Here is a 24309-nt window from a genome sequence, read left to right as displayed (position 1 = left end):
ACCGAAAGGAGTCAAGTAGTGAAATCAACGAATAAAAACCCAAACCCTTGCGAGCAATTCAATGCCGAACGTGCCAGCGCGCAGTTAAGGCATGAGCAGGACTACGCACACAAGGCAAGGCTAGCAAGACAAGTTATCAATGAGTGTGCGCAAGAAAAGTCAGATAAGCGCTCTGATGATGCGGCATTTTGGAGAGCGTTTTATATCTTTATTCATGTAGTAGCAGCTTTACTGGTGCTTGGCACCTTATACAGAATGTGGGGGCAGCAATAATGTTAAGAGAACAGGTATTTTCAGATATCAACCGCTACGCAACGGTTAGCGACACAGCAACACCAATCGACGCGGTTGAATGGTTCGCTAAAAACAAAGGCATTACCGATTTAGATAAGCCTGGCGCAAAGGTCAGAACCATCATTGATGATGTGAATGAGTCTGAGCTGGCACGTCATGAAGCTAAAAAGGCGCGTGAAGCAAAGGCAAGAAGTGAATATATCGACGCTTTGCTTAATCTCGAAGGCGGTACGGCTATTCATCGTCAGAAAAAAGACCGCACGCCATTGCGGAGCGCAAAAGGGGTCGGCAAGCAAGTCAAAAGGCCAGCACGCGGCAAGTCCAACTCAGAATATAAAGCTGCTAAAGATCGTCGCGCCATCCTAGTCGCAGAATTAAAAGCCGGCAAGTCTGTAAGGCTGATTAGTCAAAAAAAGGGTGAAACAGAAATAAACGGATATCACCAGCAGTACGCTGATATTGCGAGCATTAGACATAAGCAGGGATTAAAAGTAGCGCGTGTTTATTGCAATCAAACTGGGCAGTCTTTTTACACTATCGATACTTTTGCGCGTTATCCGCTGCCTATCACTGTAAGTGGCACGCGTGATGATAAGGATGAGTTGCTAACCGCCTTGCTCAGTAAGCAATTGGTGCCGGCAAGTAGTATGCCTGTCGAAGCTAAAGTAGCGTCTAAATCAGTATTGAGACTGATGCGTAAGCATGACTTAGATGTTTATACAGTGTTTAACGACTCTAAAACAGATGGCTGGATATTTATCGTAAATGAAGAGAAGCGCAAGGCGAAGATTCAAAAGCTTGGCGATATGTTGCAAGCGATGGATCACTTAAAAGAAGAGAAAGCAAAAGCAAGTTAATAAAAAACCCTTCGAGCTGTGAACTCGAAGGGCGTTTAACAAACCTAACCTGAAATTGGAGTATATATCCATGAATGACATTATGCAAGTAAACCATATTAGCAAAACCATGAGTAGCCGCGAAATGGCGGCGCTATGCAAAAAACGCCACGACAATACGCTGCTAGTTATAAGGGATTTGGAAAATAGGGGTCTCCTAGAAAATAGTAGACCCCAATACTACACCCACGCGCAGAACGGTCAGCAATATATTGAATATATATCAGATAAAAGAGACAGCCTTGTTATCGTCGCTCGATTATCGCCTGAATTTATGGCTGTAGTTATTGATCGCTGGCAGGAACTAGAAGCCAGTGCTAGCCAGCCAGTAGTTTCATTGCCGCATGATTATATATCAGCCTTAGAAGAGCTTTTGATTACTAAAAAGAGCGAGCAGCTAGCACAAGAGCAATTAGCACTGGCACAGCCAAAGGTTAACTTCTACAACACGGTTGCCGCTAGTAGCTCATTGATGACTGTATCAGACGTGGCTAAGAAGATGGAAATGACGGCACAGGTGCTTAACGTGAAGCTTATCGATATTGGCGCATACGACAAACGCAGACTACCTAAGAAGGTGTTTAGCCACAGCTTTATCAGTAAAGGCTATGGCGCAATGAAATTAACGGCAGACGGTCGTGATCGCAACCTACTGACGCAGGCAGGTCAGATTTACGTCATTGGCTTGTTTAGCTGCAACAAAGAATTGGAGCCAATGTAATGACAGTCCATGTGTTCGATGTAGATGATGCAGTGAAGTACGGCATGGAAAAGGCTGTGATATTGCAGAACATGCGCTTTTGGCTGGATAAAAACAAAGCCAATGGCACTAACTTGCATGATGGCTATTACTGGACCTACAACAGTGTTGACGCCTTCCTTGAGTTATTCCCATACCTAAAATCCAAAGGAATCATTCAGCGGTTATTAAAAAACATGGAAGAAGACGGCTTGCTATTGGTCGGTAATTACAACAAAAAAGGCTATGACCGTACTAAGTGGTATTCCATGCCAGCCTATTTCGCTACAACCCTTGATATCACTCATTCACCAAATTTGGCGAATGGCTGTAACCCCAGTAAAGACGCTATTCACCAAAAACAGCGAATGGATTCACCAAATTTGACGAATGGATTCACCAAGAATGACGCACCTATACCAGATATAAACACAGATATAAACACAGATAGTAAACCTATTACGTGTGAAGCTGAAAAGCTGGTGAGCTTTTGGAACGAAAGCAGACCATCAAACGCTCAGGTAAAAACCTCTGTTTGGGTAAAGGAAGTTAAAACACGGTTAAAGACTTTTACGGTTGATGAAGTACAGCAAGCAATGTTGTTTGTGATTAACAGCCAATGGTATCAATCCAACAGTCAGGTGCTCATCAAGAACATTATCGATAGTGACGAAAGATGCGCGAAGGTACTAGAGAAAAGCAATCAGCCAACAAATACTTTTCAGGGGAACACCAATGCAAACAATCAGCCAGCTAACAGCCAACATCAGCCAAAGCAATCGCAAGCAGATATCTACGCAGCCAAACTTAATGAGCAACGCAGACAGCGCGATCAAAGAGCCGACGCAACAGCTACAGGATGCGATAGAGCAAACGTTTATGACATGGAAGCGACTGTTTAGATCAAAGATGAAAGATGAGGATTGGATGCTAGATACCGCAGAAGTTTGGGCAATAGCACTGACAGACCTACGGATAACAGGTAAAGAGCTGAACTTAGCACAAAGAAAATCGATGGCACTTGAATGGCCACCAACAGCACCAGCCGACTTTTTAGCGCTGGCAAGAACGCAACAAGCTAGCCCATACCCCATAGCCAATGACGCTTTTGTCACAGCTTGCAGTAATTGCGGTATGAAAGGCGATGTAGAACGCAAGTGGAAGCATGAAGTGGTTTATGAGACAGCCAATAGAATCGGGTTCGGTGTGCTGGCAAGTGCGACTGACTTCTTCTTAAAAACCTTTACAGCCACGTACAAGCAAGTCTGCGCAGAACACGCCAGCGGCACCAGTTTTGTGATACCGAAGTCACATCGCTTAGCTCACAGTCACGAGCCAGTGCAGGCAGGTAGTGAAGCAGATAAGAAAATCAATGAGCGGTTGGCAGGTTTAAGGAGATTGGCGGTATGAGTTTAACCAAGGCGCAACGTGCTGAGCTTAAAAATAAATATGACGGCAGATGCTCGTATTGCGGTGTTGAGCTAAGCACGCGCTGGCAAGCCGATCACTTTGTGCCGATAGTCAGAAACTGGATAACCCTCAATGGGAAAAAGCTTTATACCGATTGTGTAAATCCTGAAAACGATTGCATAGAAAATATGATGCCTTCTTGTGGACCATGTAATAACGATAAAAGCAGCTTATCTCTGGAAGATTGGCGGGAAGCTATCAAGCACAAAGTATTCACGCTAAATAATAGCCATCCTATTTATCAAAAAGCAAAGCGTTACGGGCTAGTTGTTGAGACGGATATTGATGTGGTGTTTTGGTTTGAGAAGTATCGATCATGAAAAAATCCCCATCCGATTACACCGCAGGCGAAGCTAAGTACGCAGCTCGCAAGCAAGCGGTCAAGGCTGGCAAGCCCAAATAACAATTATAGAGCGAGTAAGAATATGGCTGGACTACTGTATGGCATTGGCTTCAGTACGGGCGGTAAGCATAAAACCCAAGATAGCTGCAAAGTAACACCGGCATATAAGACTTGGCAGGATATGTTGAAGCGCTGCTACAGCACGAAGTTTCAAGAAACAAACTCTACATATATCGGATGCACTGTTTACGATGAATGGCATGACTTTCAGAGTTTTGCTGATTGGTTTTACAGTAACGACTATTGGGATAAAGGGTATCAGTTAGATAAAGACATCCTGTTTCCTGGCAACAAAATATATAACCACGAAACATGCTGCTTCGTGCCCCAACAGTTAAATATATTACTATTGGATTCTGCCGCAGCCAGAGGTCAATACCCTCAAGGGGTTTGTTTTGATAAATCTAGGTGCAAGTTTCAAGCGCAACTCAAGATTAATGGAAGGTCAAAATATCTAGGTCGTTTTAACACTCCTGACGAAGCTTACCGAGCCTACAAGATAGCCAAAGAGCGTTACGTCAAGAATAAGGCGCTAGAGTGGGCTAATCGTATTGAGTGGGATGTATTTAAAGCTCTTATGAGTTGGAGCCTTGCTCCTGAGAATGTTATATGAAGACTTCAAAGGGGTGTGTAGTTGTGTATATACAAAAATACTATCACCCTAAAACGAATACTTATCAAGGGTACACAGCAAGGATTAGACCTGTAGAGGGTGACCCATTTTATGATGAGCATGTACAGTTTAATAGCGATGGGTCAGCATTTAAGCACGAGTTTGGTGATGTTGATTTAATGCCGATATAGGAATTACAGCGTTACTCATGTAGCGCTATCGAGATTGACGGGGTTCGGTTTAATGATCCGTGTCGACGGTCGAAAGATGGGAAGGCGCTAGACGCTGATTTAAGTGATTTAGTTATGGGTTCGGTGCAAGTGGGTGTAAGAACAATTTAAAGACAAGGAGGGTGGCGATTTGGCACGATTAACACAGTATAGAAAGGCAAGGGTAGTGGTCAAAGATGGTAAGAGCGTTATTGTCATGCCAGCGAAGTCTGAAGACGAGGTCCAGATATCAATAATCAACTGGTCAAAACTGCAACATTACAAGCAAAGCACGCTATTTGATTACCTAACTCACATACCTAATGGCGGTGAGCTGATATCAAAGATTGGCAGTAACGGTAAGCGCTATTCACCACAAGGCAATAAAAACAAAGCTATGGGTGTGCAGGCAGGCTACCCCGATCTTATGCTTGATATAGCCATAGCGCCCTACCACGGCTTGCGTATTGAGCTTAAAAAATTAAAGGGAGGTCATGCCAGCGCTAAGCAGAAGAGGCGTATTGAAAGGCTGAATGATGAGGGTTATTACGCTGTATTTTGCAAGGGGTTTGATAGCGCCGCTACTACGATTAAAAAATATATGGCAGGTGAGTTATGAGTGAAGTAATAGCTGGTCAGATATGGCGTAACAAAGAAACGAAAGAGCGATTTTTAGTGCTATGGGTGAGTGATGAGCTAGTCACTTGCCAAGGTAGTAGCAAGACACCTATACCAATGCGTAAATTTATATTCATGCAGGATTTTGAGGAGCAGGGCGATGAGTGATATTAAAGCTAAAAGCAAGTGGATTCATAGATGCAAAACCATTAATCAGACTTTCGAGGTAATTTCATCATCAACAACTCAGGTTGTTTATAGGAATGTTGACAGATATGGGCAAAACGCCATGCTTAGGCATGATTTTTTAGAAACATTTGAGCCAAAGTTAGCAGTTGACGACACATTCGATGATGACACGCCAGCGCAGACGTTTGGTGATATTGACACAAGATATAGCCGCGCAGATTCTAATGCTGGCAAGATGCGCCTCATCGGTATCGCAGGACAAGCTCGCGCAGGCAAGGACACGCTCGCCAGCTACTTACTCAACAAGCTAACTGATAACTGGTCGCGCTCATCGTTTGCTGATCCGCTTAAAGCGATGCTGACAGTGATTGGCGTAGATTGTAGCGACAAGGCTAAAGCTGAGCTTGATATTTGTTTTAGGGTAACGCCACGGCACATGATGCAGACGTTAGGTACCGAATGGGGTCGTCATACGATTGATAAAGACATTTGGGTAAAAGCATTTGCGTACTTAAATGCTGGCAAGCAGATTATCGTGCCAGACGTACGTTTTGAGAATGAAGCTGATTTAGTGCGCGCTAATGGCGTATTGATTCACTTGGTAGGACGTGGCGGCATTGAAGGCAATCATGTGTCAGAAAACGCTATTGAGTTTAAGCCTGGCGATATTGTGATTGATAACTCGCGTGATTTGGCTTGGTTGCATGGGCAGGTTGATGGTAATGCGGTGTTAGCGGATTTTATTGTCATTGGATAAGCGCGATAGCAAGCGACTTGACCAGATCAGGTCGCTACCTTGCTGTCATTGCGGAGCAAGTCCACGCAGCCAAGCAGCGCATAGTAATTTTAGTGAGCATGGCAAAGGTCGTGGTATCAAGTCAGATGATGCTTACACTATACCGCTATGCGCTAACTGTCACGGCAAGCTGGACCAGTACAACATGGGTATGACACGCCAGCAGTCGCTTGACTGGTTTAACGACAAGCTTAACTTTATCAACGAGGTTTTAGATGACCAAGCAAAAGGCGAAACCTCTATATTTTAGATTAACGAGTGATGAGGTGCGTGCCAATTGCGTCAAAGCCCTTTTTACAGCTCAGTCTGAGGGTAACGACTTACTAGAGGTCATTATCCAGCCAGCGAAGAACAAGCGGTCACACGCACAGAACAGGCTTTATTGGGGCTGGGTGCATGAGTGGTTAAAAGCGCTTAGCTGGGAGGATGATTACACGCACCACTTCTTTAAGTACAAATTTTTGATCATGATTTTTTACCAAGCCGACGCGAAATACGCTGGCATGTGTGATGCGGTTAAGGTTTTGAAGTCTATCGACCGGCAGTCATACGACCAGATTGCAGCTCATGTGATTAGACAAACAAGCACGACAGATGCAAGCACAGCGCAGATGACAGAGTATTTAGACAAGATTTACCGATATTGCTATGAACAGGGCGTACTTTTAACAGTACCGGACGAACTTAAATTTGTGAGAAACTAAATGACTGACGTTTTTGAACAACTAGAGAAAGCAATTGCAATAATTGATTTATTAGAGGTGCAAAGCTGGCTAACTGGGTGGGGCGATTATAATAGTCGTGAGACAGTAGGTGGTCATTTAGGGTATCAGTCGCCTTGCGCGATTATCATGCGTGACAATGTAGAGCAGCAGAGCGCGAGTATTCGCCCGGTGCTGTGGAATATGGACGATCAGGCGTACTACACGCTGATAGACCGTGAATTGGCTGGCATGAGACAGTCAGGTGATAAAGAGCTTATGATGTGGGCAAGTATCATACGTCGTTATTATCTCTACGGCATGTCTTATACTCGATTGAGTAAGTCTGTAGTGAGTAAGTATGAGCATGGGGCTGGCACGACGAAGCAGAGTCATGTGAGGAAGGTGCAGGAGCATCTAAGTAATGCTGAACGACATATTTATGATGCTATTTTGGAGCTGGGGTGATGGATGATCGTAAAATTGAGGTTGGTGATACTTGGAATAAGGGTGCGCTTGGAGTGGTAATATTCGGCTACACTGACGACTCATGTGGTTTTGTTATATTCAGGGCTGGCATGAAAGGCGTAGGCTGGCTTGGTGATTACCAGATGGAAACAGAGCATGTATTCAGAAGGGATTTTGTTTTTAGTTATGCTGACCCTAACCGCAGGGAGTCAAAAATAGAAAAAGCTAAGCGAAATTATAATCAAGTGATTGATAAATTAGCGATTAAATAACAGGTTTTTTATTATGTGTCCCTTAATGTACACCCACAGCCCACACGCCAGCCAGCAATTTAACCCCATGCAAACAAAGTGCAAGTGTAATCGCGTTAATTTACGTTTCAGAATTAAAATAGCTTGATTCTTGGCACGACATGAGGTAAATTTGTGTTATCGTGAACGCATAGGTTAATGGATAAGCAATTACTATTCGTCAAACGCAGTTCATCCAAATTCTAAAAAGCTCATACCTTAATCGGTGTGGGCTTTTTTTATGCCGTTTTGACTTGCAGGTATCTGTTTGCCGTGAGTCTTTTTTACATGCGAGGTAAACCAGCGAGGTAAGCATGGCAGATAATATTTGCGGTGCTAAGACACGCGCTGGAAAGCCTTGTAATAATAAACCAATCGCTGGCAAGAAACGTTGCCGTTTGCATGGTGGTTTATCGACTGGGCCATCAAAGGGCAGCAAGAACAACTTAAAGCATGGCATGTATAGCCGTATCTTCACAGACGAGCAGTTAGACGAAGCTCAGGCAATGCAAGGTGATGTAAGTCGTGAGCTGGCGATTGCACGCATACAGCTAGTCAACTGTCTTAATCATCGTAAGGCGCAAGGCGATACGCCACAGCTTGATGAAATCAAAGACGAAACCTTAGCAGATGAAGAAGATGAGGACGTTGTTAAGAAGGCTCGCGCTAAAGATGCTCAGCGCTGCGGTGAATACTATGATCCCGATGAGGATGATTACGGCGGTCAGGAGTCTGAGCCGCTAAAGCGTACTCGTGTTTATCGAGCACGCGACTGGGCGAACGAAGAAGCCCGGCTGATAAACCTCATTGCTAAGTTAGAAATGCAATTGGTTAAGCAGCAGATCAGTGTTGTTGAGCTAGAACAGAAGAAGAAGGAAGTGGAACGAGTCAGCAAGATAGGCGAAGGAGAAGGCAAGAAATACGATGAGATGACGGATGGTGAGATAGATGAGCAACTTCTTAAACTTATCAGAAGAAAGTCTTGAGAGTTATCTACCACACCTAAGTACACAAAATAAAATTAAGCTCATCGCAATACTTAAAGAGCGTCAGAAGCGTGAAGAATACAAGCTATACAGCTACTTCCCCGATACTGGCGACTTTGCCCGGCATGGTTACACGAAGCACTTATCGTTCTTCAAAGATGGCTTGTTCTACGGTTCGCGGCTTTTCATGGCTGGTAACCGAGTTGGCAAAACGATTGCTGGCACGTATGAAGACACGTTGCACGCTACTGGTCTTTATCCGGACTGGTGGGAAGGCAGACGCTTTGATCATCCAACGAAAGGCTGGATTGCTGGCAAGACGAATGAAACGACACGCGATATTCTGCAAGTTGAATTGTTTGGTAATGTCGTATTCAAGGATGGCGGTAAGAAAAAGACGGTAGACGGTAGCGGCATTATCCCTATCCACTTGATTGATCAGAAGTCAATCAGGTGGAAGTCTGGCGTCGCTGACTTAATCGATACAGTCAAGGTCAAACATGCCAGCGGTGGTTGGTCATACATTGGCCTGAAGTCGTATCAACAAGGACGAGGAAGCTTTGAAGGGACGGCAATGCACTACATCCATCTGGATGAAGAGCCGCCCGAAGAGGTTTACACCGAGTGTTTGACGCGTACAGCAACGACACGCGGTCTAATTTACATTACGTTTACGCCGCTGATGGGCGTAACACCGATGGTCAAGAACTTCATTGAGAAAGCCGATGAGGGAATTACCAGTGTTACGCGCGCGACTTGGAACGACGCACCGCATTTATCAGACGATGATAAAGCAAACTATCTCGCGTTATTCCCTAAGCATGAGCACAAAGCGCGGATGGAAGGCATACCTTACGCTGGTAGTGGCTTGATATATCCGATTGATGAAGATGAAATCATCGTTGATCGTTTTGATATACCAGAACACTGGCCACAAATCAAAGGTATGGACTTTGGGTGGGATCACCCAACAACGTGCGTTACGCTGGCATGGGACAGAGACAACGATATTGTTTATGTCACGGATGAATACTCAGCACGTGAGCGCACACCACGCGAGCACGCGCCACACTTTAACGATAACGGATCATGGCAGCCGGTTGCATGGCCGCATGATGGTTATCAGCATGACAAAGGCAGCGGCTTAACACTGTCAGAGCAGTACCGCGACGAAGGCGTCAACATGCTCGATGAGAACGCGACGCATGATGATGGCAGCAACGGCGTTGAGGCTGGCTTGATGGACATACTCACACGTATGGAGACCGGTAGATTGCTAGTGTTCCATGATTGTACTGAGTGGCAGGACGAACGCCGCACCTATCATCGTGACAAAGGCAAGATCAAGAAGTTATACGATGACTTGATGGATGCCACACGCTACGGTGTGATGATGCTTAGATTCGCTCAGGTTAAGCCGAGACATGGCGGTAAGAAGATTAAGAATAATACAACGGTTATTTAATTAAAGGACGAAGATATGTCAGACTTACCGAACAAAGTAACACTAGAAGCATTAATCGCATTAGCAGATAGCGGTCACACAGAATACAACCACTTAGCTGGCACGTTGACGCATTGCACAATCACATTGCCGTGTGGGTTTTCGGTCACTGGCGAATCAGCATGTGTTGATCCAGCTAATTACAATGAAGAGTTAGGGCGAGAAATTGCACGTAAGAAAGCTGTAAACGCATTATGGCCGCTTGAAGGTTACTTGCTGGCTAATGATCGCTATCGTGCTGAACTTGCCAGCAAAGCGAAAGAAGGTAATAGTTACGAAGATAACGCCACGTGTAGTGAGTGCAAGCGCTCTTACTTGTCGTAATAACACCAAACATTAAAAACCACCTCATGCAGGTGGTTTTTTTGTGGGAAGAATAAGCATGACTAACAAGCAGATGTATAAAGCCTACATTGACTCACGCAACCCAGTAATGCGCGATTACTACGCTGACACGCTACGCAAGCGAGGCGCTATGGGTAGCAGTGAGGCGAGAGAGCTGGCAAGTCACACACATTTGAATAAAAAGAAGAAGGCGAAATAATGTCACTAACCATACGATACGGCGTGCCAGCCCCAGCCAATGTTAAAAAAGGCTATGGCTTGCAGGCGTTTGTCTCAAACGTATTCTTTGAAGCAGACGAGGGCGCAACCGCCAATGATGCGGCATTGATACTTTGTCGTCGTGCGTTTGGCATTGGTAAGTCTTATATCGCTGTACGTCGCAATCAGGCGTACCAGTTACGCGACAAAGACGGTCAGTTCCTCTCAGACACGGCAGAAGATTGTGCTCAATACTTATGGAACGGTCATTCAACAGACCGCGATAAGCATATCGTCATGGACTGCTTACTTGAGAACATCGATCAGCTGGTCATGCACAAGCCTGAAGGTGAAGATTTAAACCGTAAGGCGCTAGACAAATACTTTGAAGGCGAAGAAACCTTTACCACTGGATTAATGGATATCGCCAACTCATGAGCAATCAAGCGACACACGGACTAGATGACGACTTTAAGACGACGCCAGATGGCAAGTTTCTTGTGTGGGCGCATGATATGTATGAGTACGAGCGCGAAGCACAAGCGGAAGGCCGCGCACTACGCGCACGTGACGAGCGATTCTATGACGGTCATCAATTCAGCGATGAAGAAAAGCAGGTTTATGCAGAGCGCAATCAAAAGCCGCGCACGTATAACGAGATCAAGCCAGCGGTCGATTGGATTATCGGTAGCGAGCGCCGCGCACGTAGTGATTGGAATGTACTACCGCGCACACAGGATGATGTCGAGCCAGCCCAACTAAAGACCAAGCTCATTAAGTACATTGACGATATCAATAAAGCCAAGTGGCAGCGCAGTACAGCGTTTGAGGATTGCGTTAAGACCGGCGAAGGCTGGACACGGGTTAGCGTCGAGCCAAACGAAGATGGCGAGCTGATGATTCAGCTTAACTACGAAAACTGGCAGAACATATTGGTCGATGGTCAGTCAGTCAAAGCAGATTTATCGGACTCACGCTATTTATGGGCGTCTAAGATTATCGACATTGAAACGCTTGAGCAGTGGTTCCCGAAAAAGAAAGCTGATATTGAGCAGGACGCTGGCGAGTATCAAGAGCTTGATGATGATTTGAAGTTTGATCAGACAGGCGATGACGGTAATAACTTATACAGCAACTCACGTCGCTCAAGTGGATGTAGCGATACTGCTATTAACGTCGTTCGTTCAGGCAGCATGAGTATCACGGGCGGTCACTACTCATCAACCCGTCGTGCAGTTCGCGTGTGGGAAATGTGGTACCGCAAGACTGAGCGCGTTGAGCTATTGGCTAATGCTGGTGGATTGACTGGGCAAATCTTTAACAGTAAAAACGAAAAGCATTTACTGGCATTAGAGGAAGGTGCTAAGAAGCGCGAGACAGTGCGCGAGCAAATGTACATGGCTATCTATACAGCCACAACGGTTTTGTATCATGGCAAATCAATCTATAAGCACAACCGCTATCCGTTTGTCCGCCGCTTAGCCTTCATTGACAAAACAACCAAGTCACCTTATGGCGTCGTTCGTCAAATTGTTGATCCTCAGTCAGACCTTAATCAGCGCAAAAACCAAGCACTCTACCTGATGGCAACCCGTCAGGTGATTGCAGAGGAAGATGCAGTAGTAGATAAGGACGAGGCAATCAAGCAGGTCGCCAAGGTCAATGGCTATATTGAGATTAAGCGCGGTAAGCAGTTTGAGATACGCGACAATCAATCGCTGGCAGGACCGCATGCGCAGTTCGCTGAAATGGATAGTGCGTATTTAAAACAGATTAGCGGCGTGACCAGTGAAAACCGAGGCATGGGCAACAGCGCCTTATCAGGTATCGCTATTCAATCCTTGCAAGAGCAAGGAACGGTCATTACCACGCCCATCATAGACAACCATCAACTGGCACACCAGATTGAAGGTGAGCTTGTACTGTCATTGTGCGAGCAGTATATCAATCGTGAAATGCAGTTCCGTGTCACAAGCGATATCAAGAACCCTAATGAGAAGGATTTTGTAGTATTGAATGCCACACCTGAGACTGACATAACCGCCACACAAGCGGACTTTGTGATATCAGAACGTGACTACAGACAGACCATGCGCCAAGCATTGTCTGAGCAGCTAATGAATGTATCAGCACAGATGACCCAAGCCACCGGTGATCCGTCGTTATCGATTGCCTTTATTGAAATGGCGATTGACCTACAAGACTTGCCGAATAAAGAGCGCTTGTCTAGCAAGTTACGTGAAGCTGCCAATCTGCCACCGATTGATGAGAACGAAGATGCTAAGAAAGCGCGTGAAGAAGCACAGCAACAAGAACAAGCGAAGCAACAAGCGATGCAAGAACAAGCGTTCGAGCTTGAGATTGCCAAACAGCGCAGCTCAATCAACCTTGATAACTCGCGTGCCAATCAGTACAACCGCGAAGGCGAGCGTGAGAAAGCCAATGCCCGTCGTGCGCAAGCTGAAGCATTGGTCAAGTATCTTGAAGCCGCTGGAATTGTCACCGCTAACGCTAATCTCTCTAATATTGCTGACGACCTTATCAACAATATGGATAACATCATGAATGGTACGCAGCCAACACAAGCTAATGCTGAGCAGTTAGAAGCACAAGGTCAACCAGTTGAGCAAGCACCAGTGCCAATGCAAACAGGCGTGCCAGCACAGCCGCAGCAAGAGCAGCCACCTATGCCAACGCAAGAACAACCAGCAATGCCAGAAGGTGAAGCGCAGGCTGGCGAGGACAGACAACCGCCAATGAGTGAGGAAGAAGCCTTGATGATGGAGCAAGTCATGGGACAGCAGTCAGGAGAACCGGACGCATGAGCAAGAAGTCAAAGTTATTTGAAGTCGTTTTAATATTATTAGATATTGCGCTCGTGACTTATACCAAGCGCCGCAAGAAAAACAACCCAATCCATAAGGATCAATAAGATGCCAGATGATATGACCGACGACTTTGAAGTCGATACCACAGACTTAGACTTGCCAGCCGATGCGGTAGAAGATACTGACGACTCGCTCGATGAAGACTTTGATTTTGCTGGCTTGACCGATGACGAGATTTCAGCCATCAATGCGGACGAAGGTGATGATGATGAGCAAGATGAAGATGCTGGCAATGATGATACAGCCGACGAACCTGCGCCTAACAGCGCTGATGACGATACTGCTGCTAATCAAGACGACTGGAAAGCCGACGCCACAGTAGCAGATAAACGTGCCGCTATTGACGATGAGTATGATACCAAACTTGCTGAGCTTAATGCATTGGGCGAGCAATACGACAACGGCGATATCATGGATGGCGCTTACAACACTGCCAAGACACGCATTGACCGCGATCTTAAACGCATTGAAGCGCGTGAAGCTGAGCTTGTCACTAAAGAAGATGCGATTGCAGAACGCGAAACAAGTAAGCAAGAGCAGTTTCAGACAGACTTCTCTAAAGCAGTCACTGGCTTTATGGCTCGACCTGAGAATAAATCATTCGTTGAAGGCAGCCCTGAGTTTGCCGCATTGGATCAACAGCTTGGCGTTATCGCGCAAAGTATGCCGCCTGGCACGCCGTTTGATGTGCTACTCGATAAAGCACGCCTTGCAGTATCTTCTTACATGACATTGCCTAATGCTGGCACGCAAGACAAGCCGGTCGATAAAGCGATTAAGTCTGATCCTGAGACGATGCCAAGCATATCAAACATGCCAGCCGTCGTAGCGAACAGTAATGATGGCAACAAGTTTGGTCACTTAGATAAACTTGATGGTCCAGCATTAGAGCGTGCAATCTCAGACATGAGTGAAGCACAGCAAAACGAATACTTAGCACAATAGGCTAATACTTATTTATGAATAAAATACGCTATCGTGATTGTCGCATAGGCGATGTTATCGAAGTCACTGGCCCTTGTACCATTGTTGTTGAAAGCAAGAGTGGGCGATCACCAAGACTTAAAGTGATAACTGGTCACGATAGCGATGTGAGTTTTTTAACGGGTGAGCAAGCGCATACGTGCTGTGATACCAAAAATAGTCTGACTAAAGGAGACTAATATCATGGCACAGACTAAGATTAATGACAGCCAGGCTGTCAAAAAATGGGCAGGCGCGTTATTCGGTGCAGCTTTCGTAAAGTCTTTTTACGGTAGTAAGCTGATGGCGTCAACCAAACTCATCGGTAAAGCCGGTCAAATGGCGAACGCGCCTATCGGTGTTATCAACGACTTGGAAAGCGGTGCTGGTGATAACGTATCATTCGATATGTTCGTCCAGCTTAAAGGTCGCGGTACTTATGGCGATGACGTGTTAGAGGGCAACGAGGAAGATTTAACTGCGTTCACGGACGAAGTTAAAATCAACCAAGTTCGTCACGGTGTGACGCCTGGTGGCAAGATGAACCAGAAGCGTACCATCAATGATTTGCGAGCAATCGCCAAGGTCAAGCTTGAGCGCTGGCACGCCAACCATTTTGATGATGTGGTAATGACAACATTGGGCGGTGGTCGTGGTCATGCAAAAGACTTGTACATTCCGCTAGGTGCAACAGCGCCTATCCGTGGCACCATGGATTACACTCAGTACGATGCAGACAGTATCGTCTATGGTGGTTCAGCAACGTCTAAAGCAAGCATGACGACTACCGATACCATGTCGCTTGATACCATCGACGAGCTTATCTTGAAGGCTAAGCGCGGCGGTAAAGCAGATGGCGAGTTCCGTATGGAGCCATTAGAAGAGTCGGCAGAAGAGTATTACATGCTGACGCTATCGCCTGAGCAGATTCACGACTTGCGTAAAGACACTGGTGTTGGTGGCTGGCTCGATATCCAAAAAGCCGCTGCTGCTGCTAACGGTTATCAAAACCATATCTTCAAAGGCTCAGCTGGCGAGTACAACAAGACTCACATTAAAGAAGTGAATAGTGTTGTGACCTATAACGACTTTGGTGCTGGTAATAACGTGAAGGCGCATACCGGTGTATTCATGGGCCGTCAAGCCGCTGTGGTCGCCTTTGGTAGCGCAAGTGATAAGAACATGCGTGCTAACTGGGAAGAGACAGAAAAAGATTACGGCAATCAAGTCGGTATCTCTGCTGGCATGGTATATGGCACTAAGCTACCAGCGTTCGACGGCAAGGTCGTCAACTCTATGGCAGTCTATACCGGGGTCAGTAAGTCACGCACTTAATCTAAGCGCTTAACTTAAAAGCAAGTTGGTCATGCCAGCTTGCTTTTTATTTACCCAATTTTTTATACAGTATCTTTATAAAAGGACAAAAGACGATGGCTAAGTTCCAGTCTGAGCGCTATTTGCATAACACGCAAATCCAAAGCTCAATGATTAGTGGTGTGATTAACGCACCAACCATTACCTATAAGTTCGCGGCAGCAACTACCGTGGCAATCGGTGATTTCCTATTACTCGCAAAACTCCCTGAACGTGCTGCTATCTTGCACGTTGAAGTGGTATGTAGTGCCCTTGGTGGCACGATGAGCGCTGACGTTGGTACGATGAACCAAGAAGAGACGGCAATCACTGGTAAGTTCTTAACCGGTGCAAGCTTGGCAGTCGCTAAGTGGTTCAAGGTTGCTGATAACGTCATTGAAGGTCGCTTAGTAAAAGTGAATGACCTTCCAACGACTATCGCTATTGAGTTCAAAGTCGCTGGCACGATTCCAAAAGATGCGGTCATTCATGTGACGCCTTACTACCGTCATGCCAACAACGACGAGTAAACCATCTATCAGTAAGTAATAAGGCTCATAGCGTTAATCGTTATGAGCTTTTTCATTTCATCTACTTATTATTGAACAGGATCCATGACCATGGCTGACGACAAGACAGACAAGCAAGCTGATGACAAAGCGCTTGCCACTAAAAAACAGGCTGATGATGCGATTAAGCAGAGCGCAGAAGAAAGCAAAAAAGCGGACGAGCAACAAAAACGTATCGAAGAGCTAGAAGAAAAACTTGCTGCGGCTGAAGCGAAAGAAAAAGCGACGGATAAACTAGAAGCCGCTGCCAAGCGAGTGACCAATGTGGCAGACGCGGCTAATAAAAATGGTGAGACGATCCAATGTTTGCTACGCCGCAAAGGTGGCACCAAGGTCACGTTTGGTAATAACCGTGTCACGCAAAAGACTTATCACTTTAAGGCGATTGATGCGGACGATGAAAACTCACCGCATATTTGTACGGTAGATAACGAAGAGCACGCAGACCAACTGCTATCAATCCGTGAAGCCTACCGCTTGTACCGCGGCGACTCAGGTTACGTCGATAAGATTGAAGTCACCAGCGGCGCGAACGTCGATGAAGGCGCGTTCATTAATCGCTTTGACGATATCTTATCAATCGATTTTGAGACGGCCGAAAACAATACCGTTGCTGATTGGGCAAAAGAAGTGCTGGCACTATCACCGTCTCACAGCGCTAAGATTCGTGAGAAAGCAGCTAGCCTCAATGTCACGGTGGCAAAAGGTGACAACATGAATGAAATCTTGCGCAAGATTGGTGCGGCAATGCAAGAAGAAGAGCGAGCCGCGAGCGAACAAGCCAGCAAAGACAAGTAGTAACCACTGCTTAGTCACTCACATTAGGACGATACCACTATGTTTAGTAGTCAAGACTTATTAACTGGCGTGCGCATGACGCAGCTAAACGATCCCGACGCTACCACATGGCCGGATTCAACACTCATTGTTGCGCTGAATGAAGCGCTGCGCATATTGGTATTGGTGCGTCCTGATGTTAGCTTAAAGTTTGCCACCATCATAGCGCTAGAGGGGTCACGCCAATTCATCCCTGATGACGGCATACGATTACTACGAGTGGTACGCAACATCAATGCTGATGACACGATTGGTCAAGCAGTGCGATTGGTTCAGCAAGAAGATATGGATAGCATGTCACCGAGCTGGCACACCACACAAGGCTACCTTGTCAAAGAGTATATGTTTGATGCTCGTACACCCAAATACTTTTATATCTACCCATCCGTAACACCAGGCACAAAGATAGAGATTGAATACAGTGCTCATGCGCCACTTATCGATGAAATGAATGTCGCAAGCGCGATACCAGTGTCGGAGATATTCTCCCAGCCATTGCAAGAGCTGATGTTATACAAACTACTATCAGGTGACTCAACCAACGGCAGTAGTGGCACTGATCACTTACGCGTGGCTATGGAATTGCTAGGCGTAAAAGACACCGCTGATGAGCGTGTATCGTCAGCCCGACGTACTTCGGCATAAGGATAGATAATGATACAGCTTGATGAGTTCGTCGATGGTGTCAGTATTCATTTAGGCAATGCTGGCACGTCTACTGTACCGAGAATAGCGATTATTTTTGCCGCAAGACAGGTCGTTAAGCAGTTTTGTGATGAGAGCTTGTCTTATATCGTTCATGCGTTTGATCCAACCGATGATAAGAATACAGAGCGTCAACCAACCTCTACCAGTATTTATATGAGTCGTATTGATAAGCAGTGTCGATTAGCGCTACCTCGTAATACGCATATCATAAAGGTATGGCAGTTAGCAGACTGTACGTGCCAGCCTAACGATGAGCTGGACGTGATTTACGACTACCCTAATATGGTCAATTTGTATGATAACCATGCTGATACAAGCAACGTCGTGGTGTCGCTGTCAGTTGATCAGCACGCGCTTGAGTGTCCTGATTATATCTTCCATCAATACTACGACGGTATATTGTCCGGCATTATCGCTTATTTGCAGGCCATGCCAAACCGCGAATGGGCAATGCCAAACTTTGCAGAAAACCATCAACAAAAATTCATGCAAGCGATTGCGCTGGCACGTCGCGCCGTTGATAAAGGTTTTAAGAAGCGCCAAGCGCCCAACTCAATACCGGCTAACTTTGGATAGATTATGAGCGACCAGACGTTTAAATTAACGCTAGATGCGGCAGGCCTAAATCTGCAAAAGCCTATCACTCATGCGCGTATCGTTAATCAGTATGTCGATATTAACGACAGCATGAGTATTACAGCGCCTATCGATAAGTTTGTCGTATTAGTAGATCAGTCGGCAGTGGTCGATATGATTGCAACCACGCCCGGTAGTATCTACCAAGTGGTGTTGATGAGCCGTGGTGAGGTCATGCTTGATGCTTACTTTATGATGCCACCATCAAACAAATTGCTATCTGAGTTGGAGTTTTATTCAGCGTACCCACCAAAAATGCCTAACTCTTGGTTTTGGCGTGAGGTATTCGCTAACCTAACGTACCGCATGATAACGGTCTATGGTAACTACCAGTTGAAGCCAGAGGATTGTGACGGTAAAACCATCGTGCGCGTCGCAAGTGATACGCCTTGCACGATAACAGTGCCCGGCGGCATTGCACCTCCTGATTTTACTGGTCGTAGTTTGACAATACGCAATGTTAATGACGTTATCGTAACGGTGGCTGGCTTGGGTGCGGTAGTCTCGCCAGCAGACGGTGCGATACTCAGGCGTATTGGTAGCACCGTTACACTGATATATGCTGAGCTTGATGTGTGGGATCTATACGGCGAGCTGCCCTAATGGACTACTCTAAGTTCCTTAGAAAGGAGATGCCACTTGCTGTACCGCATCAAAAGCCGCCTAGTAAGTATGCGAGTCATCCTTATCCTGTACTTATTGAAAATGAAGATGCTTACACAGCTAGTGTCATACCACTCGATATTACGCTTAAACGAATTTTAGTAAATTTAGTGTTAGATGGTGATGCATACATGTCATCAGTCACGCCATTAGATATCACGCTACGCCCATTGCTCAACAGTAAATTCATTGATGATAACGATGCTTATATGCCATCGGTTAAACCACTAGATATAACGCTACGCTCATTGCTTAAAAGTAAAAACGTAGACGATAAAGATGCTTATACACCAAGTGTCAAACCCCTTGATATAACGCTCAAGCGCGTATTAATCACACACAACGTATATGACAAAGATGCTTATATGCCGTCAGTTAAACCACTAGATATTACATTAAAAGTAGGAGTATAGGTTATGCAAACAGGGAATATAGGTATCGCAGGTGAATTTCGCTGCGTTGTCACTAAAGAAGATGGCACAATCAAAGCCGATACAGGCTATCAGAAGAACCTGATTTTAAATCAAGGGCTGGATTTTTTTGGTGGAGGTAAAGGTACTTCAATCAATGTCAGTTGCGCGATTGGTAGCGGTAACAGCGCACCTGCTATCACACAAACGGGGCTTGATGCGTTTATTGCGATAGCATCAAGTACAGGCATCACATCAAGCTCTGCTTATACTAACACAGGTGACAACCTATACCGCACATGGCAGCAAAGAATTTATAGGTTTACTGGACTTAATAATGTGAATATCAGTGAAGTCGGATTGGTGAGCACAGGTACAACGTCTACAAACTACTACTTAACCACTCGCGCATTAATTAAAGACAGCTCAGGGTCACCTACGTCTATCAGCGTTAAAACAGGCGAAACGTTAGATGTTTACTACAAGATACATAAGGTGATTGATACGACTGATAAATCTTTTGCAGTCAATGTGTTAGATGGTAATGGCAGTGATGTTCCTTACAATATTATTGCAAGACCAGTTAACATCGGGGGTGGTGCTCAGGGTTTTCTAGCCTCCTCCCATGTACATATGTCAACATATGCTGAGTATGGTGGCACTACTGTTTCCTCTGGCGAATTAACAAATAATACATCAGTATATCCTTCAGGTCAGTTATCTCCTATGAATAAAGCAGTTCAGGAGTTTTCATACGTCATAGGTAGTTATAAAAAATCTTTTTCTCTTAACCTAACACTGAACGAAGGTTCTGGCAACATTAGAACTATGACTATACCTGCTTCAATGGCAGCTTTTCAGCTACGTTTCGGTTCATTACTAAATAACTCCCCGATAGTAAAAACCAGTAATGACACATTAGGAATACCATTTGAAATTAGCTGGGGACGCTACGAAGGGGTGCTGTAATGTTACCTCTCCCTGAACCGCTACTTATAACCAACACAGTGACCACACCTTTCTTATACCCACGCTCAAAATCCTACCTACCGTCTGAGTCATGGGAGTTGGGCGGTGTTGCATTGTCAGACTCAAGTGAAGACCTAGATAAATATGTATGGCGCGCATGGACAGATGGCAGCACAATCAAAGTCCAGCGCGATGACTTAGAAACTTATCAAGTCGTACTGATGGATAGTAATGTCACTGATGTAGACCTCACGTTTGATCAGAACATGCGCCCGTGTATCGCATATGTGGCAAACGGTATTAGCAAGCTGTACTGGTACGATACGCAACAAGCCATGCAAGTCATTACTGAGTTTCCTCTGATAACCAGTCCGCGCGTATCACTTGATGACAAGCGCAGATTTAATGTTGCTAATAGCGATATTATCTTTGCCTATCAAAAAGGCGATACGCTGTGTTATCGGTTGCAGCGTGAGCGATTCACTATTGAGCATGTACTCGCGACCAATACCAACATGCGCATATTATGGCGGATAGGCATGGGCACAAAAAACAGATTTTTATTCTACTGGCGATAGCCCCTTCATTGGGGTTTTATTTTATCTAAAATTTGAGGAGAGGTTATGCTCGACAAAGACCCGACAACATATAGTCTACTGACGTATATGTGGGTGTTCTTATTAGCAGTGACGGGCGGACTCGTCGCATTTATCAGGCAACTTAATCGCTCACGCAAGCCGCTACCATTGACCGAGGTATTCGTGCGATTGATCGGCGAGCTGATTATCAGTGGATTTGCGGGTGTGCTGACGTTTTACCTTTGCGAGTATTGGGGCTTTAATCAACTCCTCACAGCTGTGCTGGTCGCTATAAGTGGTCATCTAGGTGGCGGCGCTATCGATAGAATTGCCAAAGTTTGGGGCGCACTAATCGACAAGACACCCTAACTATCAGCTCAATTCACGCCTCGCGTCTAGCGGGGCTTTTTTACGTCTGGAGAAAAGTATGAGTAAGGCATTTATTGAGATCGCCCAAGCCAAACTAAAGCAAGCAGGGTTTTACACAGAAGATATTGATGGTGATTTTGGAGAAGAGTCATTAAAGGCGGTGCAACAAGCATTGGTCAAAGCAGGTTACGTGCCAGCACAAGTTGTTCAAGGCTCGCCTAGCAAAGCGCAATCAGTCGCGCCAGCGTGGGTGCTTGAGGCTTTAAAGCACATTGGTTTAAAAGAGATAGTAGGACCCAAGCATAACCTTACCATCTTATCTTGGATTAAAAACCTAAGCGGATGGTTTACCGATGATGAGACGCCATGGTGTGGCACGTTTGTCGCTCAGTGCTTGAAGCAGGCAGGTCGCGGCTATCCTAAGCACTGGTATCGCGCACTGGCTTACGCTGACTATGGTACGCGATTAGCAAAACCAGCTTACGGAAGTATTGGTGTGATGGGGCGTACTGGTGGTGGTCATGTGACATTCATCGTTGGCGAGACTCAAGATGGTAAATACTTAGTAGGTCTTGGCGGCAATCAATCCAATGCCGTCAATCTGATGAAGTTTGAGAAGTCGCGCTTCACCGCTTTTGTATGGCCCACTTATGAGGGTGGTGTGGCGTCCTCTCCTTATCCTGATAGATACAACCTGCCTAAGTACGATAACAGCTTAAAAGTATCAACCAACGAAGCATAAAAAAGGCTGACTGCAATGCACATACGGATCAATGATTTTGCTGGCACTTTCCCACGCCTACACCCAACGAAGTTGCCGGAGTATGCGGCGCAGTCTTGCTTAAATGTTTTTATTGAGCGCGATATATTATCGCCAAGCAGCAATGCTGGCATGTCAAGCCAAGCGGAAGGTTATGCAGACTTCAAAAGCGCTATATTTTTCAAGCACAACACGGGCACGTACAGACATTACAGCAACGCTATTGCTAGGTTTTCGTTCTCTCCAGTCAACGACGCCTATCGCTTGTACTGGACAACGGAAGATGCTGACGCGCCCATGATGTTTATGGACTGGGATATCGTGCCGGGTATCAATACATTGACAACAGATGGTATCGCTTATATCGCTGGTATGCCGCCGCCAGATACCGATAATGTAGAAGTGACAGGTATTATAGCCGCGCCAGCGCCTAGTCCTGATCCAGTGCCCGATCAACCTCCAGCGCCAGCTACCACCAGCGAAGTTACTGTGCTTGTAAAAAGAAGAAGGTTTGTTGACTTGTTCAAGAGACGCGTTGTGACGACGACTAATAGCGAAACGAGCAAGAACGACACAGAAGTTAAGGACACGATAACTGATGAGCTATTGAACGTCGCTGAAGATGAAGAGGCTAGGGTATATGCCTTAACCTACGTCAACAAGTTTGGTGACGAGTCGGCACCAAGTGTTCACGATGAAATATTGTATATCAAAACGGGTGACAAGCCCGTGTTAACCCTATCTTATACCGCAAGTCAGTCGTCACTACTGACAGGCAGTTATGGTGTTGATAGAGTGCGTCTTTATCGGTCACTGACTGATTCATTAGGTCGCTCAACCATGCTGTTTGTTAAAGAAATGCCTTTTGCTTTGACAGATGGCAATCTGGTCATCATTGATGATCTGCCAAAAGATTCATTGCTGGTAGGTGAAAACATACCTACGATTAATTTCGACCCCCCTAGAGATAATTTGAAAGGCTTAGGCGTGACAGATTACGGGGTAGGTTATGCTTACATCGACAAGACTGTTTGCTTGTCTGAGCCGTACATTCTGTATGCGTGGCCGCGCTACTATGAAATCAGCTCGCAACATAAGATTATGGGCATGGGGCACTATGACAACACCATTGTGATTGTCACCACAGGCAACCCCATACTTTTAAACGGGCTTAGCCCTGAATCTATGGGCGTTATCAGCTTACCATTGTATGAAGGCTGTATTGCTACTAGGAGCATGGTTAATCTTACTTATGGCTGCATGTATGCCAGCAATAACGGACTGGTGCTAGTGACCACAAGTAGCGCCAAGCTGCTAACAGAAGGGCTATTCACAGCGGAGGACTGGCAAGCAATCAACCCATCAAGCATACATGCCTGCTCATATAAGGGTGGCTATCTATTCTTTTGGGATGATGGCACTAAAAGAGGTTGTGGTTACATAGACCTTAATTCGACAAACAAGGGCGTGGTATGGTTTGATGACTATGCTATCAATACTTTTGAAGATGAGGGATTGATTCATCTGATTGCTAGGGAGGTTGGCGCTGGTGTTGAGCACTCAGTTTATCGCCAATTCAATCCAGACTACGGGCAGAACCGAGTTAATAAAACATTCGTTTGGCGATCAAAGGAATTTAATCTCGATACACCTAAGCGCTTCTTAGCTGGTCAAGTCGTGGCTGATAGCTACGCTAATAACGCTGTCACCTTTAGATTGTACGGCGATGGGGTGCTTATTCATGAGGCGGTCGTTAAAGACGCCAGACCATTTAGAGTGGCAAATCACAGCACCAAGCGCGACGTGTCCATCGAGATTGAAGCCAGCGTACCAGTGCGCGAAGTGGCGCTAGGCGAAACCATGCGCGATATGATTGCATAAGGATTA

The 24309-nt window shown here is 45.7% G+C and carries 34 protein-coding genes; all 34 read left to right on the top strand.

Annotated features, from left to right (window positions below):
• Positions 1 to 18 precede the first annotated feature (18 nt).
• The 34 genes from JMY02_RS03905 to JMY02_RS03740 all read left to right on the top strand — a co-directional run bounded on the left by JMY02_RS03905 (position 19) and on the right by JMY02_RS03740 (position 24303).
• A complete protein-coding gene (locus JMY02_RS03905) occupies positions 19 to 273 on the top strand; it encodes a hypothetical protein (RefSeq protein WP_201595370.1) in 255 nt (84 codons plus the stop codon).
• Complete coding sequence (locus tag JMY02_RS03900; RefSeq protein ID WP_201595368.1) at positions 273 to 1151, top strand: hypothetical protein; 879 nt, start codon at positions 273 to 275, stop codon at positions 1149 to 1151. The genes JMY02_RS03905 and JMY02_RS03900 overlap by 1 nt, the downstream gene beginning before the upstream one ends.
• Before the next feature lie 70 nt (positions 1152 to 1221).
• Complete coding sequence (locus tag JMY02_RS03895) at positions 1222 to 1911, top strand: Rha family transcriptional regulator (RefSeq protein WP_201595366.1); 690 nt, start codon at positions 1222 to 1224, stop codon at positions 1909 to 1911.
• The gene (locus tag JMY02_RS03890) at positions 1911 to 2831 is read left to right on the top strand and encodes a hypothetical protein (RefSeq protein ID WP_201595364.1); all 921 of its coding nucleotides are present in this window, start codon (positions 1911 to 1913) and stop codon (positions 2829 to 2831) included. Before JMY02_RS03895 ends, JMY02_RS03890 begins: the two co-directional genes overlap by 1 nt.
• Positions 2740 to 3339 carry a hypothetical protein gene (locus JMY02_RS03885; RefSeq protein ID WP_201595362.1) on the top strand — a complete coding sequence of 200 codons (600 nt, stop codon included), beginning with the start codon at positions 2740 to 2742 and terminating at the stop codon, positions 3337 to 3339. The genes JMY02_RS03890 and JMY02_RS03885 overlap by 92 nt, the downstream gene beginning before the upstream one ends.
• A complete protein-coding gene (locus JMY02_RS03880) occupies positions 3336 to 3719 on the top strand; it encodes an HNH endonuclease (RefSeq protein WP_201595360.1) in 384 nt (127 codons plus the stop codon). Before JMY02_RS03885 ends, JMY02_RS03880 begins: the two co-directional genes overlap by 4 nt.
• Before the next feature lie 105 nt (positions 3720 to 3824).
• Positions 3825 to 4415: an AP2 domain-containing protein gene (locus tag JMY02_RS03875; protein ID WP_201595358.1), complete on the top strand. Its 591-nt coding sequence runs from the start codon at positions 3825 to 3827 to the stop codon at positions 4413 to 4415.
• Between the two features lie 360 nt (positions 4416 to 4775).
• A complete protein-coding gene (locus JMY02_RS03870) occupies positions 4776 to 5243 on the top strand; it encodes a PDDEXK family nuclease (RefSeq protein WP_227678406.1) in 468 nt (155 codons plus the stop codon).
• Positions 5240 to 5410, top strand: coding sequence for a hypothetical protein (locus tag JMY02_RS03865; RefSeq protein ID WP_201595356.1), 171 nt, complete (start codon positions 5240 to 5242; stop codon positions 5408 to 5410). The genes JMY02_RS03870 and JMY02_RS03865 overlap by 4 nt, the downstream gene beginning before the upstream one ends.
• A 121-nt stretch (positions 5411 to 5531) precedes the next feature.
• Positions 5532 to 6188, top strand: coding sequence for a deoxynucleotide monophosphate kinase family protein (locus JMY02_RS03860; protein WP_201595354.1), 657 nt, complete (start codon positions 5532 to 5534; stop codon positions 6186 to 6188).
• Entirely contained in the window at positions 6181 to 6477 is a 297-nt protein-coding gene (locus JMY02_RS03855; RefSeq protein ID WP_201595352.1) for a DUF968 domain-containing protein, read from the top strand. The genes JMY02_RS03860 and JMY02_RS03855 overlap by 8 nt, the downstream gene beginning before the upstream one ends.
• On the top strand, positions 6443 to 6931 hold the full coding sequence (locus tag JMY02_RS03850) for a recombination protein NinB (RefSeq protein ID WP_201595350.1): 489 nt from the start codon (positions 6443 to 6445) through the stop codon (positions 6929 to 6931). The genes JMY02_RS03855 and JMY02_RS03850 overlap by 35 nt, the downstream gene beginning before the upstream one ends.
• On the top strand, positions 6932 to 7396 hold the full coding sequence (locus JMY02_RS03845) for a hypothetical protein (RefSeq protein ID WP_201595348.1): 465 nt from the start codon (positions 6932 to 6934) through the stop codon (positions 7394 to 7396).
• Complete coding sequence (locus JMY02_RS03840; protein ID WP_201595346.1) at positions 7396 to 7668, top strand: hypothetical protein; 273 nt, start codon at positions 7396 to 7398, stop codon at positions 7666 to 7668. The genes JMY02_RS03845 and JMY02_RS03840 overlap by 1 nt, the downstream gene beginning before the upstream one ends.
• Positions 7669 to 8000: 332 nt before the next feature.
• Entirely contained in the window at positions 8001 to 8672 is a 672-nt protein-coding gene (locus tag JMY02_RS03835; RefSeq protein ID WP_201595344.1) for an HGGxSTG domain-containing protein, read from the top strand.
• On the top strand, positions 8635 to 10137 hold the full coding sequence (locus JMY02_RS03830; RefSeq protein WP_201595342.1) for a terminase large subunit domain-containing protein: 1503 nt from the start codon (positions 8635 to 8637) through the stop codon (positions 10135 to 10137). Before JMY02_RS03835 ends, JMY02_RS03830 begins: the two co-directional genes overlap by 38 nt.
• 15 nt (positions 10138 to 10152) lie before the next feature.
• Complete coding sequence (locus JMY02_RS03825; protein WP_201595340.1) at positions 10153 to 10500, top strand: Gp49 family protein; 348 nt, start codon at positions 10153 to 10155, stop codon at positions 10498 to 10500.
• 58 nt (positions 10501 to 10558) lie between these two features.
• The gene (locus tag JMY02_RS03820) at positions 10559 to 10720 is read left to right on the top strand and encodes a hypothetical protein (RefSeq protein ID WP_201595338.1); all 162 of its coding nucleotides are present in this window, start codon (positions 10559 to 10561) and stop codon (positions 10718 to 10720) included.
• A complete protein-coding gene (locus JMY02_RS03815) occupies positions 10720 to 11157 on the top strand; it encodes a hypothetical protein (protein WP_201595336.1) in 438 nt (145 codons plus the stop codon). The genes JMY02_RS03820 and JMY02_RS03815 overlap by 1 nt, the downstream gene beginning before the upstream one ends.
• Positions 11154 to 13544 carry a portal protein gene (locus JMY02_RS03810; protein ID WP_201595334.1) on the top strand — a complete coding sequence of 797 codons (2391 nt, stop codon included), beginning with the start codon at positions 11154 to 11156 and terminating at the stop codon, positions 13542 to 13544. Before JMY02_RS03815 ends, JMY02_RS03810 begins: the two co-directional genes overlap by 4 nt.
• A gap of 108 nt (positions 13545 to 13652) precedes the next feature.
• Positions 13653 to 14552, top strand: coding sequence for a hypothetical protein (locus JMY02_RS03805; RefSeq protein WP_201595332.1), 900 nt, complete (start codon positions 13653 to 13655; stop codon positions 14550 to 14552).
• A 14-nt stretch (positions 14553 to 14566) separates the two neighbouring features.
• Entirely contained in the window at positions 14567 to 14770 is a 204-nt protein-coding gene (locus JMY02_RS03800) for a hypothetical protein (protein WP_201595330.1), read from the top strand.
• A 4-nt stretch (positions 14771 to 14774) separates the two neighbouring features.
• Positions 14775 to 15905: a N4-gp56 family major capsid protein gene (locus JMY02_RS03795; RefSeq protein WP_201595328.1), complete on the top strand. Its 1131-nt coding sequence runs from the start codon at positions 14775 to 14777 to the stop codon at positions 15903 to 15905.
• 95 nt (positions 15906 to 16000) lie between these two features.
• Complete coding sequence (locus JMY02_RS03790) at positions 16001 to 16453, top strand: hypothetical protein (protein ID WP_201595326.1); 453 nt, start codon at positions 16001 to 16003, stop codon at positions 16451 to 16453.
• Between the two features lie 90 nt (positions 16454 to 16543).
• Positions 16544 to 17290 (top strand): hypothetical protein, encoded by a 747-nt coding sequence (locus JMY02_RS03785; protein WP_201595324.1) that lies wholly within the window; start codon positions 16544 to 16546, stop codon positions 17288 to 17290.
• A gap of 39 nt (positions 17291 to 17329) precedes the next feature.
• Positions 17330 to 17974, top strand: coding sequence for a phage adaptor protein (locus tag JMY02_RS03780; protein WP_201595322.1), 645 nt, complete (start codon positions 17330 to 17332; stop codon positions 17972 to 17974).
• Between the two features lie 9 nt (positions 17975 to 17983).
• On the top strand, positions 17984 to 18613 hold the full coding sequence (locus tag JMY02_RS03775; protein ID WP_201595320.1) for a hypothetical protein: 630 nt from the start codon (positions 17984 to 17986) through the stop codon (positions 18611 to 18613).
• 3 nt (positions 18614 to 18616) lie between these two features.
• Positions 18617 to 19276: a hypothetical protein gene (locus JMY02_RS03770; RefSeq protein ID WP_201595318.1), complete on the top strand. Its 660-nt coding sequence runs from the start codon at positions 18617 to 18619 to the stop codon at positions 19274 to 19276.
• Positions 19276 to 19749 carry a hypothetical protein gene (locus tag JMY02_RS03765; RefSeq protein ID WP_201595316.1) on the top strand — a complete coding sequence of 158 codons (474 nt, stop codon included), beginning with the start codon at positions 19276 to 19278 and terminating at the stop codon, positions 19747 to 19749. The genes JMY02_RS03770 and JMY02_RS03765 overlap by 1 nt, the downstream gene beginning before the upstream one ends.
• 3 nt (positions 19750 to 19752) lie before the next feature.
• A complete protein-coding gene (locus JMY02_RS03760; protein WP_201595314.1) occupies positions 19753 to 20715 on the top strand; it encodes a hypothetical protein in 963 nt (320 codons plus the stop codon).
• Positions 20715 to 21293, top strand: a complete 579-nt coding sequence (locus JMY02_RS03755; protein ID WP_201595312.1) for a hypothetical protein — start codon at positions 20715 to 20717, stop codon at positions 21291 to 21293. Before JMY02_RS03760 ends, JMY02_RS03755 begins: the two co-directional genes overlap by 1 nt.
• 45 nt (positions 21294 to 21338) lie before the next feature.
• Positions 21339 to 21662, top strand: coding sequence for a phage holin family protein (locus tag JMY02_RS03750; protein ID WP_201595310.1), 324 nt, complete (start codon positions 21339 to 21341; stop codon positions 21660 to 21662).
• A gap of 58 nt (positions 21663 to 21720) precedes the next feature.
• A complete protein-coding gene (locus JMY02_RS03745) occupies positions 21721 to 22404 on the top strand; it encodes a TIGR02594 family protein (RefSeq protein ID WP_201595308.1) in 684 nt (227 codons plus the stop codon).
• Positions 22405 to 22419: 15 nt separating this feature from the next.
• Positions 22420 to 24303, top strand: a complete 1884-nt coding sequence (locus JMY02_RS03740) for a hypothetical protein (RefSeq protein WP_201595306.1) — start codon at positions 22420 to 22422, stop codon at positions 24301 to 24303.
• Positions 24304 to 24309: the final 6 nt, after the last annotated feature.

It is taken from the genome of Psychrobacter vallis (genome assembly GCF_904846715.1).
Lineage (GTDB): Bacteria > Pseudomonadota > Gammaproteobacteria > Pseudomonadales > Moraxellaceae > Psychrobacter > Psychrobacter vallis.
Note: the sequence above shows the minus strand (reverse complement) of the source record. Positions and strands in the feature narration are given on the sequence as shown.

Bases quoted from the DNA above. Each gene is read 5' to 3' on its own strand.
- JMY02_RS03760 (WP_201595314.1), top strand. From the start codon at position 19,753: ATGCAAACAGGGAATATAGGTATCGCAGGTGAATTTCGCTGCGTTGTC.
- JMY02_RS03800 (WP_201595330.1), top strand. From the start codon at position 14,567: ATGAATAAAATACGCTATCGTGATTGTCGCATAGGCGATGTTATCGAA.
- JMY02_RS03880 (WP_201595360.1), top strand. From the start codon at position 3,336: ATGAGTTTAACCAAGGCGCAACGTGCTGAGCTTAAAAATAAATATGAC.
- JMY02_RS03900 (WP_201595368.1), top strand. From the start codon at position 273: ATGTTAAGAGAACAGGTATTTTCAGATATCAACCGCTACGCAACGGTT.
- JMY02_RS03845 (WP_201595348.1), top strand. From the start codon at position 6,932: ATGACTGACGTTTTTGAACAACTAGAGAAAGCAATTGCAATAATTGAT.
- JMY02_RS03755 (WP_201595312.1), top strand. From the start codon at position 20,715: ATGTTACCTCTCCCTGAACCGCTACTTATAACCAACACAGTGACCACA.
- JMY02_RS03740 (WP_201595306.1), top strand. From the start codon at position 22,420: ATGCACATACGGATCAATGATTTTGCTGGCACTTTCCCACGCCTACAC.
- JMY02_RS03885 (WP_201595362.1), top strand. From the start codon at position 2,740: ATGAGCAACGCAGACAGCGCGATCAAAGAGCCGACGCAACAGCTACAG.
- JMY02_RS03805 (WP_201595332.1), top strand. From the start codon at position 13,653: ATGCCAGATGATATGACCGACGACTTTGAAGTCGATACCACAGACTTA.
- JMY02_RS03860 (WP_201595354.1), top strand. From the start codon at position 5,532: ATGCTTAGGCATGATTTTTTAGAAACATTTGAGCCAAAGTTAGCAGTT.
- JMY02_RS03875 (WP_201595358.1), top strand. From the start codon at position 3,825: ATGGCTGGACTACTGTATGGCATTGGCTTCAGTACGGGCGGTAAGCAT.
- JMY02_RS03835 (WP_201595344.1), top strand. From the start codon at position 8,001: ATGGCAGATAATATTTGCGGTGCTAAGACACGCGCTGGAAAGCCTTGT.
- JMY02_RS03775 (WP_201595320.1), top strand. From the start codon at position 17,984: ATGATACAGCTTGATGAGTTCGTCGATGGTGTCAGTATTCATTTAGGC.
- JMY02_RS03840 (WP_201595346.1), top strand. From the start codon at position 7,396: ATGGATGATCGTAAAATTGAGGTTGGTGATACTTGGAATAAGGGTGCG.
- JMY02_RS03830 (WP_201595342.1), top strand. From the start codon at position 8,635: ATGAGCAACTTCTTAAACTTATCAGAAGAAAGTCTTGAGAGTTATCTA.
- JMY02_RS03815 (WP_201595336.1), top strand. From the start codon at position 10,720: ATGTCACTAACCATACGATACGGCGTGCCAGCCCCAGCCAATGTTAAA.
- JMY02_RS03765 (WP_201595316.1), top strand. From the start codon at position 19,276: ATGGACTACTCTAAGTTCCTTAGAAAGGAGATGCCACTTGCTGTACCG.
- JMY02_RS03820 (WP_201595338.1), top strand. From the start codon at position 10,559: ATGACTAACAAGCAGATGTATAAAGCCTACATTGACTCACGCAACCCA.
- JMY02_RS03890 (WP_201595364.1), top strand. From the start codon at position 1,911: ATGACAGTCCATGTGTTCGATGTAGATGATGCAGTGAAGTACGGCATG.
- JMY02_RS03795 (WP_201595328.1), top strand. From the start codon at position 14,775: ATGGCACAGACTAAGATTAATGACAGCCAGGCTGTCAAAAAATGGGCA.
- JMY02_RS03780 (WP_201595322.1), top strand. From the start codon at position 17,330: ATGTTTAGTAGTCAAGACTTATTAACTGGCGTGCGCATGACGCAGCTA.
- JMY02_RS03750 (WP_201595310.1), top strand. From the start codon at position 21,339: ATGCTCGACAAAGACCCGACAACATATAGTCTACTGACGTATATGTGG.
- JMY02_RS03850 (WP_201595350.1), top strand. From the start codon at position 6,443: ATGACCAAGCAAAAGGCGAAACCTCTATATTTTAGATTAACGAGTGAT.
- JMY02_RS03790 (WP_201595326.1), top strand. From the start codon at position 16,001: ATGGCTAAGTTCCAGTCTGAGCGCTATTTGCATAACACGCAAATCCAA.
- JMY02_RS03745 (WP_201595308.1), top strand. From the start codon at position 21,721: ATGAGTAAGGCATTTATTGAGATCGCCCAAGCCAAACTAAAGCAAGCA.
- JMY02_RS03895 (WP_201595366.1), top strand. From the start codon at position 1,222: ATGAATGACATTATGCAAGTAAACCATATTAGCAAAACCATGAGTAGC.
- JMY02_RS03810 (WP_201595334.1), top strand. From the start codon at position 11,154: ATGAGCAATCAAGCGACACACGGACTAGATGACGACTTTAAGACGACG.
- JMY02_RS03865 (WP_201595356.1), top strand. From the start codon at position 5,240: ATGAGTGAAGTAATAGCTGGTCAGATATGGCGTAACAAAGAAACGAAA.
- JMY02_RS03825 (WP_201595340.1), top strand. From the start codon at position 10,153: ATGTCAGACTTACCGAACAAAGTAACACTAGAAGCATTAATCGCATTA.
- JMY02_RS03770 (WP_201595318.1), top strand. From the start codon at position 18,617: ATGAGCGACCAGACGTTTAAATTAACGCTAGATGCGGCAGGCCTAAAT.
- JMY02_RS03785 (WP_201595324.1), top strand. From the start codon at position 16,544: ATGGCTGACGACAAGACAGACAAGCAAGCTGATGACAAAGCGCTTGCC.